The organism is Streptomyces sp. NPDC051976, from assembly GCF_040680795.1.
Lineage (GTDB): Bacteria > Actinomycetota > Actinomycetes > Streptomycetales > Streptomycetaceae > Actinacidiphila.
Window position 1 is genome coordinate 39,897 of sequence record NZ_JBFAXL010000056.1, and the last position, 14,926, is coordinate 54,822.

At 71.6% G+C, this 14,926-nt stretch carries 15 protein-coding genes; 5 read left to right on the plus strand and 10 right to left on the minus strand.

Annotated features, from left to right (window positions below):
• Positions 1-54: 54 nt before the first annotated feature.
• The 3 genes from AB0M29_RS36400 to AB0M29_RS36410 all read right to left on the minus strand — a co-directional run bounded on the left by AB0M29_RS36400 (position 55) and on the right by AB0M29_RS36410 (position 3,946).
• Positions 55-2,202 carry an MMPL family transporter gene (locus tag AB0M29_RS36400; protein WP_365390843.1) on the minus strand — a complete coding sequence of 716 codons (2,148 nt, stop codon included), beginning with the start codon at positions 2,200-2,202 and terminating at the stop codon, positions 55-57.
• A gap of 138 nt (positions 2,203-2,340) precedes the next feature.
• Positions 2,341-3,087, minus strand: a complete 747-nt coding sequence (locus AB0M29_RS36405; RefSeq protein WP_365390845.1) for a phosphotransferase — start codon at positions 3,085-3,087, stop codon at positions 2,341-2,343.
• A 76-nt stretch (positions 3,088-3,163) separates the two neighbouring features.
• Positions 3,164-3,946, minus strand: coding sequence for a class I SAM-dependent methyltransferase (locus tag AB0M29_RS36410; RefSeq protein WP_365390847.1), 783 nt, complete (start codon positions 3,944-3,946; stop codon positions 3,164-3,166).
• A 113-nt stretch (positions 3,947-4,059) separates the two neighbouring features.
• Here AB0M29_RS36410 and AB0M29_RS36415 point away from each other — a divergent pair, with 113 nt between their 5' ends.
• Complete coding sequence (locus tag AB0M29_RS36415) at positions 4,060-5,124, plus strand: sulfotransferase (protein ID WP_365390849.1); 1,065 nt, start codon at positions 4,060-4,062, stop codon at positions 5,122-5,124.
• A 38-nt stretch (positions 5,125-5,162) separates the two neighbouring features.
• Here AB0M29_RS36415 and AB0M29_RS36420 read toward each other — a convergent pair whose 3' ends face one another.
• Positions 5,163-5,705 (minus strand): GNAT family N-acetyltransferase, encoded by a 543-nt coding sequence (locus tag AB0M29_RS36420; RefSeq protein ID WP_365390851.1) that lies wholly within the window; start codon positions 5,703-5,705, stop codon positions 5,163-5,165.
• Between the two features lie 158 nt (positions 5,706-5,863).
• On the opposite strand from AB0M29_RS36420, the gene AB0M29_RS36425 reads away from it, so the two are divergent.
• Entirely contained in the window at positions 5,864-6,505 is a 642-nt protein-coding gene (locus AB0M29_RS36425; protein ID WP_365390853.1) for a cysteine hydrolase, read from the plus strand.
• A 54-nt stretch (positions 6,506-6,559) separates the two neighbouring features.
• Complete coding sequence (locus AB0M29_RS36430) at positions 6,560-7,015, plus strand: hydrolase (RefSeq protein WP_365390855.1); 456 nt, start codon at positions 6,560-6,562, stop codon at positions 7,013-7,015.
• Positions 7,016-7,024: 9 nt separating this feature from the next.
• Here AB0M29_RS36430 and AB0M29_RS36435 read toward each other — a convergent pair whose 3' ends face one another.
• From AB0M29_RS36435 to AB0M29_RS36450, 4 genes are all read right to left on the minus strand, one after another.
• Positions 7,025-7,195, minus strand: a complete 171-nt coding sequence (locus AB0M29_RS36435) for a hypothetical protein (RefSeq protein WP_365390857.1) — start codon at positions 7,193-7,195, stop codon at positions 7,025-7,027.
• Positions 7,196-7,290: 95 nt separating this feature from the next.
• The gene (locus AB0M29_RS36440; protein ID WP_365390859.1) at positions 7,291-8,076 is read right to left on the minus strand and encodes a phosphatase PAP2 family protein; all 786 of its coding nucleotides are present in this window, start codon (positions 8,074-8,076) and stop codon (positions 7,291-7,293) included.
• 1 nt (position 8,077) lies between these two features.
• Positions 8,078-9,031 (minus strand): YihY/virulence factor BrkB family protein, encoded by a 954-nt coding sequence (locus AB0M29_RS36445; RefSeq protein WP_365390861.1) that lies wholly within the window; start codon positions 9,029-9,031, stop codon positions 8,078-8,080.
• Positions 9,032-10,759, minus strand: coding sequence for a diacylglycerol kinase family protein (locus AB0M29_RS36450; RefSeq protein ID WP_365390863.1), 1,728 nt, complete (start codon positions 10,757-10,759; stop codon positions 9,032-9,034).
• A gap of 434 nt (positions 10,760-11,193) precedes the next feature.
• Between AB0M29_RS36450 and AB0M29_RS36455 the strand changes: the two genes are divergently transcribed.
• The gene (locus tag AB0M29_RS36455; protein ID WP_365390865.1) at positions 11,194-11,874 is read left to right on the plus strand and encodes a peptidylprolyl isomerase; all 681 of its coding nucleotides are present in this window, start codon (positions 11,194-11,196) and stop codon (positions 11,872-11,874) included.
• A 32-nt stretch (positions 11,875-11,906) separates the two neighbouring features.
• Here the strand turns inward: AB0M29_RS36455 and AB0M29_RS36460 are convergent, their stop codons facing one another.
• A complete protein-coding gene (locus tag AB0M29_RS36460) occupies positions 11,907-13,034 on the minus strand; it encodes a helix-turn-helix domain-containing protein (RefSeq protein ID WP_365390867.1) in 1,128 nt (375 codons plus the stop codon).
• Between the two features lie 70 nt (positions 13,035-13,104).
• Between AB0M29_RS36460 and AB0M29_RS36465 the strand changes: the two genes are divergently transcribed.
• A complete protein-coding gene (locus AB0M29_RS36465) occupies positions 13,105-14,130 on the plus strand; it encodes an NADP-dependent oxidoreductase (protein WP_365390869.1) in 1,026 nt (341 codons plus the stop codon).
• Here the strand turns inward: AB0M29_RS36465 and AB0M29_RS36470 are convergent.
• On the minus strand, positions 14,117-14,926 hold an 810-nt coding region (locus AB0M29_RS36470), incomplete at its 5' end, for a radical SAM protein (protein ID WP_365390870.1). The two genes, AB0M29_RS36465 and AB0M29_RS36470, sit on opposite strands and share 14 nt — an antisense overlap.

Below are 14,926 nucleotides of genomic sequence, written 5' to 3' on the forward strand. Positions count from 1 at the left end.
CGCCCCCGCCACACCGTCGACCGCACCGCGGCCGGACCGATGCGTGCGGGGGCTTCAGCGCTCCGATTCCCCGAACTCGGACTCCATCCCTTGCGGGTGCGGGTGGGACGGCTGGACGCGCAGCGGACGGGCTGCCCACTCCGGCAGGTACCAGTTCCAGGAGCCGAACAGTGAGACCAGGGAGGGAACGAGCAGCATCCGCACGACGGTCGCGTCCAGGAGGATGCCGAAGCCGAGGCCGGTCGCGAGCGTCTTGAGGTCGGTGCCGGGGCCGGAGGCGAGTGCGGCGAAGGCGAGGAACAGGATCAGCGCGGCGCTGGTCACCAGGCGGCCCGTGCGGCCGACGCCCTCGATGACGGCGGCGTCGGTCGATCGCGGGGAGTCGTACTCCTCGCGGATGCGGGAGATGATGAAGACCTCGTAGTCCATCGACAGTCCGTACAGGAACGCGAAGACCATGAGCGGGATCCAGAAGGTGATGGCGCCGGTCGCCTGGATGCCGAAGATGGCGTTCGAGCCGTGGCCGTGCTGCCAGAAGATCACCATCAGGCCGAGTGTCGCGGCGAGCGAGACGAGGTTGAGCAGCACCGCCTTGAGCGGCAGCAGCAGCGAGCGGAAGGCGCGCGCCAGGAGCACGTAGGTCAACAGCGCGATGATCGTGAGCATCAGCGGGAAGTTGCCGTAGACGGCGTGCAGGAAGTCGATCTGGGCAGCCCCGATACCGGCGACACCGACGACCGCCGGCATGGCCCCCGTGGCGGTCTTGACCCGCTTGACCACGCCGACGCTCTTGGAGTTCACGGTCTCCTCGTCCGGGATGACCACCACGATGCTCTGCCCGCCGCGGTTGCCTGCCGGACCCGAGGGTACGAACGCGCTGCTGACGCCGTTGATCTTGGCCAACTCCGCGGCAACGGAGTGCGCCTGGTCGGTGCGGACCAGCACCTCCATCGGGGTCAGCGCGCCGGTGGGAACGCCGCCGCGCTGCAAGGTGGTGAGGGTCACGTAGGCGGGACCGCTCTTGGCCAGCGACTCCGACGAGGCAAGGCCGATCTTGATCCCGAGGAAGACGGCGCTCAGGGCCGCCAGCACGGCAAGCGCGGCGCCGGCCGCCAGCCAGCGGCGCCGCACCACGGCGGCGGTCCACCGGCTCCACGCCCGGCTGGCCCGGTTCTCGTGGCGGATCCTGGGCCAGTCGACGCGGGGCCCGATACCGCCGAGGATCGCCGGAGTCAGGGTGAGTGTCGTCATCACGCTCGCCAGCGGGATGAGCGCCCCGCCGTATCCCATGCTGCGCAGGAACGGGACCGGCAGGACGACCAGGGCGAGCAGCCCGATGGCGACCGTCACGCCGCTGAACACCACCGCGTGCCCGGCCCGTTCCATCGCGACCACCACCGCTTCGTGATTGTCCCGGCCCCGGTCGCGCTCCTCGCGCCAGCGGGTGACGAACAGCAGCGAGTAGTCGATCGCCACGCCCAGGCCGATGAGGGCGACCAGGAACTGCACGATGAACGACACATCGGTGACATAGGTCAGCGGCAGCAGCATCACGAACGTCGCGAGAATCGACACCGCGGCCACCACCAGCGGCAGCAGGGCGAGGAACGACGCGAACACGAACGCGAGCACGGCGAGCGCGCCGAGCGCCCCGAGGAACGTCTCCCCCAGCACACCCGGCCCGCCGTTGTCGTTGCCCCCGGAAGCGAGCGTGTCCTGACCCGTCACCCCGATGACCGCACCAGGAGGTGCCGCCTTCTGCGCCGCGGAGTGGATCGGGTCGGTCAGCAGCTTCTGCTTCGGTGAGGGGTTGAACCGGTAGAAGACGAGTGCGTAGGCCGTGCGGCCGTCTTTGGTCCGGAATGCCGTGTCACCGGTGTTCGCCTCGTCGATCACCCGCACATTCGGGACCGCGCCGCCGACCGCGGTGAACACCCGCCCGATCTCGGCCTCGTGACCCGGGATCGTCTGCCCCGCGGGAAGCGTGACCGAGACCAGATACGGACTGGTGTCGCCACCACTGCCGAAAGCGCCCTCGATCTTGTGCGCCGTCACCGTGCCGGGCTGGCCCGGCAGCGAGAAGTCGATCGTCAGCCGATTCGTCGTCCTCCCGGCCAGCAGCACGCCGGCGACAAGCACCAGGCCCCAAAAACCCGCAATCGCCTTGCGATGCCGCAGAACGAACTCGGCCCACCGTCGCATACCGGCCACTCCCACGCTGTAGACGGCGTGAGCATAGTGCAGTTTTGTCCCCTTATTTGGTAGACAAGCCCGTTTTCACCAGGGGATGGTCTGGTCGACGCGTCAGAACGGGCGTGCGGGTGTCGGGGTCGCGCAGCCTCACCTCGTGGATCTCAGCACGTCGACCTCACAGCCCGGCGCGGCCGGGTCGAAGCCGTGCTCGACCAGCCAGCGAACCCCCAGCAGGCTGCGCAACGACCACCACGCGCGGATGATGTCGAGGTCGACGTCGGTGCCGTAACCGGCGATGACGTCGCCCAAGTGCTCCTGGTGTCCGAGGGTCAGGGTGGCGAGGTCGAACAGGGCATCGCCCGGGCCCGCCTCGGACCAGTCGATGATGCCCGTGACCTCGCCGCCGTCGACGAAGACATGATCGATCTGCAGGTCGCCGTGCGTGAACACCGCAGTCCACGGCCGGATCGCGGCCTCGGCGACCTGGCGGTTGCGGGTGACCAGGTCGGCGGGCAGGATGCCGTTCGCCACGAGCAACTCGCACTCGCCGTCGAGTTCCGCCGCCACCTCGTCCGGACCCTGGCGGCGCCGGCCGGGCCAGGGCGGCAGCGGCGCCTCGTGCAAGCGCCGTACGGCGGCACCCGCCGCGGCCCACGCCGCCGGCGACGCGGTCGACGGCTCACCGAGTCGGCCGAGCGCCGTCCCCGGGACGGCGGCGATCGCGAGTACGGGCGGCTTGCGCCACAGGACCTCCGGGGTCGGGACCGGCACCAGGGCCATCGCCTCGACCTCGACATCGATGCGCGCCTGATCGGTGTCCACCTTCAAGAACACGTCCCCGACGCGCAGGGTCGCGCGCTCGGAATGGGCGACGACGACGTTGACCTCATCCATGGGCGACCACTATCGCGGGGATGAGCGCCGCTGTCGCCGGGATATCACGTGCGACGCCACCGCTCCCCCGCGAGACCTAGCGACGAGCGGTCCGCCAGGTGAGGGCGCGGAACGGGAGGTCGAAGGCGTCGTCCGGGCCGATGCCGAGCTCCGCGCAGAGCGTGTCCAGGGCGCGTGCCAACAGATCCCGGCGCTCGTGCTCGGGCAGCAGGATGACGCGACTGTAGGTGCCGAGCAGCGCCGCCGCCTCGGCCGGGGTGGTGCGGCGGGTGGTGGTGAAGACGGCGTGCTCCAGCGCGCCGAAGGGCGAGTCCGGGGTCTCCAGCGCCGTGCGGAGCAGCTCGCCGCGGCGGGTCGACTGGCTTCGGGGGGCCGGTTGGCCGCCGGTGCCGCTGAGGCCGTTCGACCAGCGGTCCACCCAGTCGACGTCACGGTCGATGCCGTTCCAGACGATGCCCAGCCGGCCGCGGGGCCGCAGTACGCGGGCGATCTCGGGTACGGCCCGGTCGGTGTCGAACCAGTGCCAGGCGGACGAGACGATCACCGCGTCCACGGCGGCGTCCGGCAGCGGGATCGCTTCCGCGGTCCCCGGGTGGACGTCGGCGTCCGGGAGGCGTTCGCGGAGCACCGCGCGCATGCGGTCGTCCGGCTCGACCGCGTGCACCTCCGGGACGCGCAGCGCCAGCAGCGCGGTGAGGGTGCCGGCGCCGGCCGCCAGGTCGAGGACGGCGGACGCGTCCCGGGGCAGCAGCCAGTCGATCGCCTCGTCCTGCGGCGCCGGGCGGAGCCGGCCGTAGCCCTCGGCGACGAGCCCGAAGGAGGCCGCGCGGTCCGGGGTGGAGGGGGAGGGAGTGGCCATGGCGAGTACCTCCGTCGGGTCGTCGTACGTCCGGTCGGCAGTAGATCACGGTCTGCGGGGGCCGAGGGGCGCGGTTTGCTCGATGCCCGGGAGGAGCAGGCAGGGAGGAGGACGTGCGACGTCAGGTGGAGGAGAAGGTGGCTGTGCGGTCCCTGACTTTTGTCATCGGTACGGGGCGGAGTGGTTCCACGGCGCTGTCGCGCATCATGCGCGCGCACCCGGCCGTACTGAGCTTGAACGAGTTCATGGCCTCAGTGGGAGATGCCGCGTTCCCTGACGGGAAGGTGACCGGTGAGGAGTACTGGCGCTCACTCTTCGGACCCGCCCCGCATTTCGAGCGGATGATCCGCAGTGGAGTGCCACTGCCGGAATTCCTCTACACGCGCCGCCCCGGGCGGTTCGCGACGGAGACCACCGGAATTCCCGCACTCTCCCTGATGGTGTTGCCCCACCTGACCGATGACCCTGACGGGCTCCTCGACGCGCTTCAGGCGGCGGTGGTCCCATGGCCCGCGCGCAGTGCCGCCGAGCACCATCTGGAGCTCTTCGAACTGCTCTGCGCCCGGTTTGGTCGAACCGCCGTCGTCGAACGCTCCGGCTATTCGACAGGCTGGGCACCGCGACTGCTGGCCGCCTTCCCGCATGCGAAATTCGTCCACATGTACAGGGATGGGCCGGACTGCGCGCTGTCGATGAGCCGCCACCCCGGTTACCGCATGATCTCGCTCCTGCTGGAGATCAAGGCGCGAGCGGGCATCGCCAGCTTCGCCGACCTGACCGGCGAGCACATCCGCTCGCTGCCCGAGGACCTGTCACCGTTGCTCGACGACTGCTTCGATCCCGCACTCGTACGCGACCGGGACATCCCCTTGCGCACCTTCGGCACGCTGTGGTCGAGCCTTGTCGCCGAAGGGACGCAGTTCCTCAGCCAACTGCCCGCCGACCAGGGCACCACGCTCGCCTACGAGGACCTTCTCGACAGCCCGACCGACGAGCTGACCCGCCTGGCCGACTTCATCGGCGTGGAGCCGGACCAGCAGTGGCTGGAGGCCGCGTCCGCGCAGCTCGAGCACAGCCATCGCGGATCCGCCCACCGGCTACCGGCCGCCGCACTCGACGAACTGCGGGAAAGCTGCGCCCCGGGGACGCGCGTACTGAAGGAAGGACCGATCGGCTGACGCGTCGACCGCACGGGGGCTCGTACTGGAGGCCGACGTCAGGGGCGGTCCAGACCCCACGTCTGCAGGACGAAGGGCCGTCCCTTCCCCTCTCCGGCGATCAACGGCACGTCGAGCAGCCGAAAGCCCGCTTTCGTGGCCACGCCGACGCTGGCGGCGTTCTCGGCCTCCAGCTCCAGGATCACCTGCTCCGCACCGAGCTGCTCGAAGGCGTACGCGGCCATCACCAGCACCGCCCGCGCCGCCAGCCCCTGGCCGCGGTGCCCAGGGCCGACCGCGTAGCCGAGCTCCGTGCCCTCCGCGGCGCGTCGCAGCATCACCTCGCCCAGCGGCGCGCCGCCGTCGACCGTGATGGCGAGCAGGATCGCGCTGCCCTCCGCCCGCAACTCCCGGGCCCGGACCAGTCGTCCCCGGGCCGCCTCCTCGTCGAACGGGGAAGCCAGCGGTGTCCAGTACGCGACGTCCGGGTGGTCGAACAACTCGGGCATCGCGGTCAGGTCCGCCTCCGTCCAGTCACGCAGCACCAGGCCCTGCCCCGCGAGCTCGATCTTCTCGGGAAACGGTGACGCGGTGCTGTTCATGGCGGGAGACCTCTCTGATCCGATCACGACGACACAGGCTAACCGAGAGCAGGTCAACGTCTCACCGGCCGCCCGGCGGAGGTACCGGGCCCGGTGGCAACACCCCGATCTCCCCACGACGCGGTGATCGGGAGAGGACACCGGGTAGCGTCATCCCCGTGGATGAGCGCAACGGCCTTACCGTCCCGCGATCGCTGCGGGAAGTCTGCGATCCCGGGCGCCTCGCCCTGCTGGTGTACGACATGCAGGTCGGCGTCCTGCGGCAGATCAACGACCGGGACAAGGTGGTCGCCGAGGCGGTGAGAGTGGTCGACGCCGCCCGCGCCGCCGGGGTGCGTACGTATTTCCTGCGCCACACCACGCTCCCGGTCGAGCTGATGGGCGTCTCCCAACTGCGCATGTGGCGAGCCTGGCAGCAGGTCGAGAGCGCGGCCGACGTGGTCTCCGCCTTCCCGCCGGACGCCGCGCAGTCGCAACTCGTCCCCGAACTGCGGCCCACCGAACGCGAGGCGGTGGTGGACAAGATCACCATGTCGGCGTTCGAGGGCACCTGGCTCGACATCGCGCTGCGGGACTGCGGGATCACGACGGTGGCCGTCATCGGATGCGCCCTGGAGATCGGCATCGAGCCCACCGTCCGGCACGCGGCGGACCTCGGATACATGCCGGTAGTGGTCACCGACGCCTGCGGCGCGGGCAACCCACAAGCCGCGCAGCGGTCGCTGGACGCACTGCGGTTCGCCGGGGACACACTGCTGACCACCGTGGACGAGTTCTGCTCGGTCATCGCCGCCCGCTAGCTCGGCGACCGGGCGAGCGGCTCGGAGCGGGTCCGGCCCCGGCATGATGGGCTCATGGATTCAGTGCTGCACGAACTGCCGGACGAGTTCTGGGCCGTGCCGTACGTGGGCTCACGGTTTCCCGGGTCCCCGGAGGTGACTGCCGACGGCCTGCGAGCGGGGGCGAACTGCCAGGTCTTCGCCTATCAGGTGCTCCGGCACTTCGGCCTGACTCCGCCCGATGTGCGTTCCAGCGAGCTCTGGGCGGATACGCGGGCCACAGCCCGTGTATCAGTGGCCCAGCCGCTCGACCTGCTGCTGTTCAACGCCACCGACGACGCTTACGGCGCTCACGTAGGAGTCTGGGTGGACGGGGGACGAGTGCTGCATCTGTGTGCGGAGATAGGGCGCCCGGCTGTCTGGACGATGGCAGAGTTCGCGCAACGGCAGCGCTACCGGGTCCTGGTCGGCATCAAGCGCGTGGTCGAACCGACGCCGCACACCGTCGGTGCCATCGACATCGTGGCCTGAGCGCGCTTGTCAGTCGAACCAGTTGGGCCTGCGGTTGCCGCCGACAGTGCTGAAGTCGCGCAGAACCTCGTCCAGTTCGGACTGCGCCTTCCGCTCGGCGGTTTGGGACGCGGCTATCACGTCGCCGTGCTTCCGGACCAGTTCGTCGTAGATCGGAGCGCCTGTCTGGTTGTCCGCCATCGCGTTTCCTTCCGTGTCTGCCTGCAGTGACGGCTGTCGAGTCTACGAGGTGGCAAGAATGCAGCGTCCCCCCGCATACGGTCCCGGGCTGCCGCTCAGGAGCCTTGCGGGTGCGGGCGCTCCGGCTCGGGGCTGTCGAGTTCGGGTTCGAGGCCGTCCGCGACCGCGGCAGGCGATTGGCCGGCGTCGGACCGCCAGAGGCGGAACGCCCATGTCGTCGCGGCCACCACGAGCAGCCCCAGCAGCCACCCGCCGATCACGTCGCTGCACCAGTGGACGCCGAGTGCCACGCGGGTGAAACCGACACCCACCACGGCGAGAGCCGCCACGGTCCAGCACAGCCGGTGCGCCGCGCGCGGGACGGTGGGAAGCAGGACCAGCAGGAAGATCGCGAAGGACGTGGTGGCGGTCATCGCGTGGCCGGAGGGGAAGGAGTAACCCGGCGCGTGCGCGACCGGGTTCGGCAGGGCCGGGCGGGCCCGCTCCACCACCGCTTTGACCAGGAGGCCGATCAGCGCTCCGGCTCCCGCGGTCGTTGCCGACCACGCGGCCAGCCGCCAGGCCCTGCGGTGCAGCAGCCACAGGGTGAGCAGCGCGACGGCTGTCCGCAAGGTGGTGGGGCTGAGAACCCACTGCGAGACGAAGGCGAGCGTCCGTGTCCATCCGTGGTGGTGGACGGCGACGCGGTGCAGGCTGTCGGCCGCTCCGGTGTCGAGGTTCCTGAGCGGTGTCCAGTGCGCCTCGACCAGGACGAGCAGGAGTCCGAAGGCCACGGCCGCGACCGCGGCGCCTGCCGCCGATTCCAGCAGATGGGCGCCGTACCTGCGGTCGGCCTGGCGTGCGCGGTCGTCGGTGGCCGTCGGGGTGGTGCGCGTTGCCATGTCAGGCTCCGGGATCGGGTCGGACGGGTCCGGGCCGCCGGGCGCGGGCCGCTTCCAGCTGGGCGGCGAACGACAGTCCGAAGAAGAGCGCCAGGGAGGCCAGGTAGGACCACAGCAGGAGGGCCATGAACGCGCTCAGCGGTCCGTAGACGGTGTCGAAGGAGCCGCTGAGCCGCAGGTAGAGGGCGAGCAGCGCGGTGAGGGCGGCCCACAGGACGATGGAGACCGCCGCCCCGAACGCCAGCCAGGTGTGGCCCGGTTGCCGGCGCCGCGGCGCGTTCCTGAAGACCTCACTCCCGGCAGCCAGCGCGAGCAGCACCCCGACGGGCCAGCGTACGGCGTTCCACACCGTCAAGGTGGTGCCGCCCAGGTGGTAGACCGAAACCGCGGCGGCTCCGAGGTCGTTCCCGGCCACCATCATGATCGTGGCCGCGCCCAGAGGAGTCCCGGCCGCCACGGACATCACCAGGCCGCGGGTGTACTTCTGGCGGAAAGGCCGGTCGCGCTCGATACCGTAGATACGGTTGGCCCCGCGCTCGATCTGGCACATCCCGGTGGTGAGGTTCACCCAGGAGAAGAGCAGGCCGAACCACAGGGCGAACTGGGCCCCCTCACCCGCGTGGTGCCGGCTGCGTTCGAGGGCGTCGTTGACGACCTGCTCGCTCGGCCCGGAGGCCAGCCGGCGGATCGTCAACTCGGCCACCTGCCCCACGCCTTCGCTGTGCAGGGCCGTCGACAACCCCACGAAGGCGATGGCCAGCGGGATCACCGCCAGGACGATCTGCAGGGCCAGCGCGCGGGCATGGCTGAAGCCGTCGGCGTACCGGAACCGGACGAACGCGTCGCGCACCAGCGGCCAGCGGCCGTAGCGGAGCAACGCCGCCATCGCCTCGTCGGCCGACAGTTCGTCCTCGGGCATGTCACGGGTCTGCGGGACCCTCGTCGCGGTGCCCATTCACCCCTCCCGCTCGGGCAGGAGGATGCCGAGCGCGCCCGGCACCACCCGCGCGGTCAGGCGCCGTCCGGCGGCCACCGGGTCACCGTCGATCTCACGCGGCTGCGAGGAGCTCAGTACGAGCTCCACCTGCCGGCACGGATACGTCTCCAGGCCGCCGGGGCGCGGGTGACCCGAGGGTCCGCGCAGTACGTCCGCGAGGGCGCCCACCCAGCCGCGGACGCCGTGCGGGTCCAGCAGCGCCACGTGGAGCAGGCCGTCGTCGGGCGTGGCGTCGGGCGCCAGCGAGGCACCTCCCTGCAGGTGTCCCACGTTGGCGATCACCACCATGCGCGCGCTGTGCCGTTGCGGCTCCCCGCCGTCCAGCCGCAGCGTCACCTGCGTGCGCCGGGCGCGTAGGGCGCCCAGTGAGCCCAGCGCGTAGGCCGGCCAGCCCAGGGCCGACTTGGCGCGGGCCGAGGTCCGCTCGATCAGCGCGGCGTCCAGGCCGGCGCCGGACATGGCGCAGAAGTGGGTCGCGGGCAGGCCGTCTCCCTCGATCCGGCCGAGGTCCACCGCCCGGACGGTCCCGCCGAGCGCCGCGTCCAGCGCCCGAGCGGCATCCAGCGGGAGGCCGAGGTTACGGGCCAGCAGATTGCCGGTGCCGTTCGGCGCCACCGCCAGCGGCACGCCGGTGCCGGCCAGGGCGTCGGCGACCGCGCGGACCGTGCCGTCACCGCCGCAGACGACGACCAGCGCCGCGCCGTCCGCCACGGCCCGCGCCGCCTGGCCGCCACCGGGATCGTCCACCGTCGTCTCGGCGAACCGTGGCGCTGCATGGCCGTGCCGCTCCAGCACCGCCCGGAGCCGGTCGCGGTCGGAGTCGCTGGTGGAGACGGGGTTGACGATCACCACGGTGGTACCGGGCACCGGCTGGGTGGTCGGGCGGGCCTCCGCCGCGGCTACCGCGTCGCGTGGCGGCCGGGCGGGCGAGGCGTCGGCGGACAGCACCGACCAGCCGACGATCAGCAGCGACAGCGCCCCGTTGACCATCCCGCCGGCGACGTCCGTCGGGTGGTGCATGCCGCGGTACAGGCGGCTGGTGCCCACGACGAGCGGTATCAGCAGCAGCAGGACCGTCACCACGATCCGCCAGGGGCGGCTCAGCCGCCTCGTCCGGGTGAGCACCAGCACGGCGAGCCCGCCGTACAGGGCGGTGGCCGCTCCGGTGTGCCCCGAGGTGTAGCTCGACGTCGGGGGCGAGCTGTCCAGCCGGTGCACCTCGGGCCGGTGACGGTCCACCGCGGAGGTGATCGCCAGGAACACCAGGGCCTGGAGCGAGACGCTCACCGCGAGGAAGACCGCCTCCCGCCACCTGGGCAGGGCCGGGCCGAGGACCAGCACCGCGCAGGCTGCCAGGGTGATCACGACGATCGTGAGGGTGTTGCCCGCCTCGGACCCCCAGGACGTCGCCGTGTTGAGGGCGTGCGTGCGTGAATGGGCGAATCCCTCGTTGACGCGGTCCTCCGCCGTGAGCGGCCAGATGTGCCGCGCGGGGCCGGTGATGAGCAGTCCCGAGCCGATCAGCAGCGCCGCCTGGCAGATGGTCAACGCCGTGATGCGGGCCGCGGCCGTCGCGGCGCCCTTGGCCCGCAGCGGCGGTCGTCCGGTGGCGGAGGATGCCGCCGGGCCCCGGCGCGGGGTGGGTCCGGGGCCGGGGACGCTGTGGTCCGGGAGGGCGGTTGGCATGGTTCCCCCTGTTCGGCGAGTACACCGGCGCCGTGCCGGATGACCGGTGAGCACCTGACCGGCCGAGTACCCCCCTTTTGGCCGAGCAGGCCGACGCGGTGTGCACGCCCTGGGGACGGGCGGCGGGCCGAAGTGTTCGGAGGCAGGCGCCGGGCGGGAGGAGGACGGCGTTGAGGGAGCCGCTCGCACGGCGCGGCGATGCCAACTGGGCTGCGAGGCACGAGCGTTCGCCAGGCAGGTGGGTCTGGATGGCGCGACGGCGGGGGCGGCGGTGTTGTCGTGGGCGCGGCCATTTCGGCGCGTCTCCGAACGGCTTCCCGCCCCTGCGGCGTCGTGACGGGGAGTGGCGTGCGGCCGCGGGAGGGGTGCATGGCCACGGGCTGGATGGGCATGGATGACGGGTCCGCGCCAACCCGCCTCTGGAAGGCTGCCACGTGAAGCGTAAATCCTGGGCCCTGCTCACCGTCCTGGCCACTCTGTCGCTGGGCCTGTCCGGCACCGCCGCCGTCGCAGAGCCGTCCGCCGCCCCCGCCACGGCGGCCCCGGCGGCGGCCACCGCGTGCACGTACACGCCCGCGGTTCCGGCCGACAACTTCAAGGGCATCCCCGTCTTCGACGCGAAGAAGGCCGCGAAGCCCTACAGCGCGAAGCTGCAGACCAGCCAGGGCACCATCACCTTCAAGGCACTCACCGACAAAGCGCCGTGCACCACCTTCTCGTTCCGGTTCCTCGCCGAGCACCGCTACTTCGACCGCAGCCACTGTCACCGCCTCACCACCCAGCGGATCTACGTCCTGCAATGCGGCGACCCGACCGGAACCGGCAGCGGCGGACCCGGCTACTCCTTCCCCGACGAGAACCTCGACGGCGCCACCTACCCCGCCGGAACCGTCGCCATGGCCAACGCCGGCCCCAACACCAACGGCAGCCAGTTCTTCTTCGTCTGGAAGGACACCAAGCTCTCCCCCGCCTACACCCCCTTCGGCCAGGTCACCGCCGGACTCGACGTCCTGCAGAAGATCGCGGCCGGCGGCGAGGACGACCAGAACAACCCCGGCGACGGCTTCCCCACCCTGCCGGTGAACTTCCGCCACGTCACCGTCACCAAGCACTGACCTCGCCACCCGCTCCGGCCCGTTCACCCTGGCTACGCCACAGGAGCCGGGCCGCCACCGCCCGCGGCCTGGCCCGGAGCGCGGAACGTACGCCGGTACGCCGACGGGGCGACCCCGGCCTCGGCCGCCAGGTGGCGCCGCAGTGAGGTGGCGGTGGCGAAGCCGACCTCGTGGGCTACCCGTTCCACCGGCAGGTCGCTGGATTCCAGGAGGTGCCGGGCCCGCCGCAGCCGCTGCTGGGTCAGCCAGCGGCCGGGGCTCAGGCCGGTCTCCTCCTGGAAACGGCGGGCGAAGGTACGGGTGCTCATCGCCGCATGAGCGGCCAGCTCGTCCAGCGACAGCGGCAGTTCCAGCCGTTGCAGCGCCCAATCGCGGGTCGGCCCGGTACCGGTTCCGCTCGCCGGCGGCAGCGGCCGCTGGATGTACTGCGCCTGCCCACCGTCCCGGTACGGCGGCACCACGCAGTAACGGGCGACCTGGCTGGCGACCTCGCTGCCGTGGTCCTGGCGCACCAGGTGCAGGCAGACGTCGACACCGCTCGCCGCCCCCGCGGAGGTCAGCACGTCACCGTGGTCGACGAACAGCACCCCGGCGTCCAGCTCCACCCGGGGGAACCGCTCCCGGAAGTGGTGGGCCAACGCCCAGTGGGTGGTGGCCCGGCGCCCGTCCAGCAGACCGGCGGCGGCCAGCAGGAAGGCGCCGGTGCAGATGGACACCAACCGGGTACCGGGGCGGACGCGGGACAGGGCGTCGAGGGCCTGCCGGTCCGCGGCGGCGGCCGAGGCCCGGGTGATCGCGTACGGAGGGATGATCACGGTGTCGGCCTCGGCCAGCACTTCGGGACCGCGCCCGGGGGTGACGACCAAGTCCGAGTCGGTACGCACCGGCTGCCCGTCCACGCTCGCGGACAGCACTTCGTAGCGTCCACCGGCCGAGCCCAGGACCCGCTGAGGGATGCCGAGTTCGAAGGGATAGACCCCGTCGAGCACCAGGACGACGACCTTGTGGGCGCCGGGCCGCGGATCCGGTCGCATCAACCGGCTCAGTTCGGCCGCGCGGTCGGCGAGTTCATGAGCCGGGAGGGGCGCTGTCGAGGCGGGGCGCACGGCGGGAGTGTCACAGGCGCCGGGAACACCGCGGGCGGCAGGGGAGATCGGCATGGCAGGAATGTATCGGAGGCTGACCATCTTGCCATCGCCGATGCCCGGACCGTACGGCCAGGATCGAGGCATGACGTCGAAAAGCACCCCCGAGAGCCTCAACTCCCCTGCCCCCGCCGCAGCGAGCGACTCCTCGCATCCCGCGGCCGTGGACGGCGAACCGGTGATGCTCGCCCTGCACCAGACGGTCCTCGGCGGCCCCGAAGTGCTGCGGTTGACCGAGGTCCCGCGGCCCGCGCCCAGGCCCGGGCAGATCCTCGTCGCCGTGCACGCCGCCGGACTCAACCCCACCGACTTCAAGCACCGCGCCATGAGCATCTTCCTGCCGCCCCCACCACGGACCCTCGGGTGGGACGTCTCCGGCACCGTCGTCGAGACCGGCTTCGGCGTCACCCTCTTCCAGCCCGGCGACGAGGTGTTCGGCATGCTGCCCTACCCGTACGGGCACGGCTCCCACGCCGAGTACGTCACCGGCCCCGCGCGCGCCTTCGTCGCCAAGCCGGCCACCATCGACCACATCCACGCGGCCGCTCTGCCGCTGGCCGCCCTCACCGCCTGGCAGGCACTCGTCGACACCGCGGACCTCCGCGCGGGGCAACGGGTTCTGATCCACGCCGCGGCCGGCGGTGTCGGCCACCTCGCCGTACAGATCGCCAAGGACCGCGGCGCGCACGTCACCGGGACGGCGAGCGCCCCCAAGCACGACTTCCTGCGCGAGCTCGGCGCGGATGCCTGCGTCGACTATCGCTCGGAGGACTTCACCGACACCGACACGCGCTACGACGTCGTCCTCGACACCCTCGGCGGCGACACCGCCACCCGTTCCGTCAGCGTGCTCCGCCCCGGCGGCGTCCTCGTCTCCTTGCTGCCGGGTGCCCAGGACACTCCGGCAGCGGCGGAGAAGGCACAGGTCCGCTCCGTCACCCTCCTCGTCGAGCACGACCGGGCCGGAATGCGCGCCATCGCGGACCTCGTCGACCGGGGACGCCTGCGCGCCCACGTCTCCGGCACCTTCCCCCTCGCCGAAGGCGCCCGAGCCCACGTTCAGGGGGAGACCGGCCGCACGACAGGCAAGCTGGTCATCACCGTCCGCTGAAGCCGAGTGGCCCGGGGGCAGCCCTGACCGTCGGCCCGATGGCGGTGGAGGACAGGTGGGAGACGACATGGTCGTTGACCGGGTCGTTGGCCGGGTCGTCGTGGACGACCAGGTGCTCATAGGTGGTGGCGCGCTGGGCGGGCACCCGGCCGGCCGCCCGGATGAGATGGATCAGCTCCATCCGGTTGGAGCGGTGCTTCGCACCGGCGGAGGACACCACGTTCTCCTCCAGCATCACCGAGCCCAGGTCGTCGGCGCCGTAGTGCAGCGAGAGCTGGCCGACCTCCTTGCCCGTGGTCAGCCAGGAACCCTGGATGTGCGCGACGTTGTCCAGGAACAGCCGCGCGATGGCGATCATCCGCAGGTACTCGAAGAGCGTGGCCTGCGTCTGGCCCTTCAGATGGTTGTTCTCCGGCTGGTACGTGTACGGGATGAACGCCCGGAAACCACCGGTACGGTCCTGCACGTCACGGATCATCCGCAGATGCTCGATCCGCTCGGCATTGGTCTCGCCGGTACCCATCAGCATCGTGGAGGTGGACTCCACCCCCAGCCGGTGGGCGGTCTCCATGATCTCCAGCCACCGCTCGCCCGACTCCTTCAGCGGGGCGATGGCCTTGCGCGGCCGCTCCGGCAGCAGCTCCGCCCCCGCACCCGCGAACGAGTCCAGCCCCGCCGCGTGGATCCGGCGGATCGCCTCCTCCGCGCTCACCCCGGAGATCCGCGCCATGTGGTCGACCTCGGAGGCACCCAGCGAGTGGATCACCAACTGCGGGTAGGCGGCCTTGATCGCCGC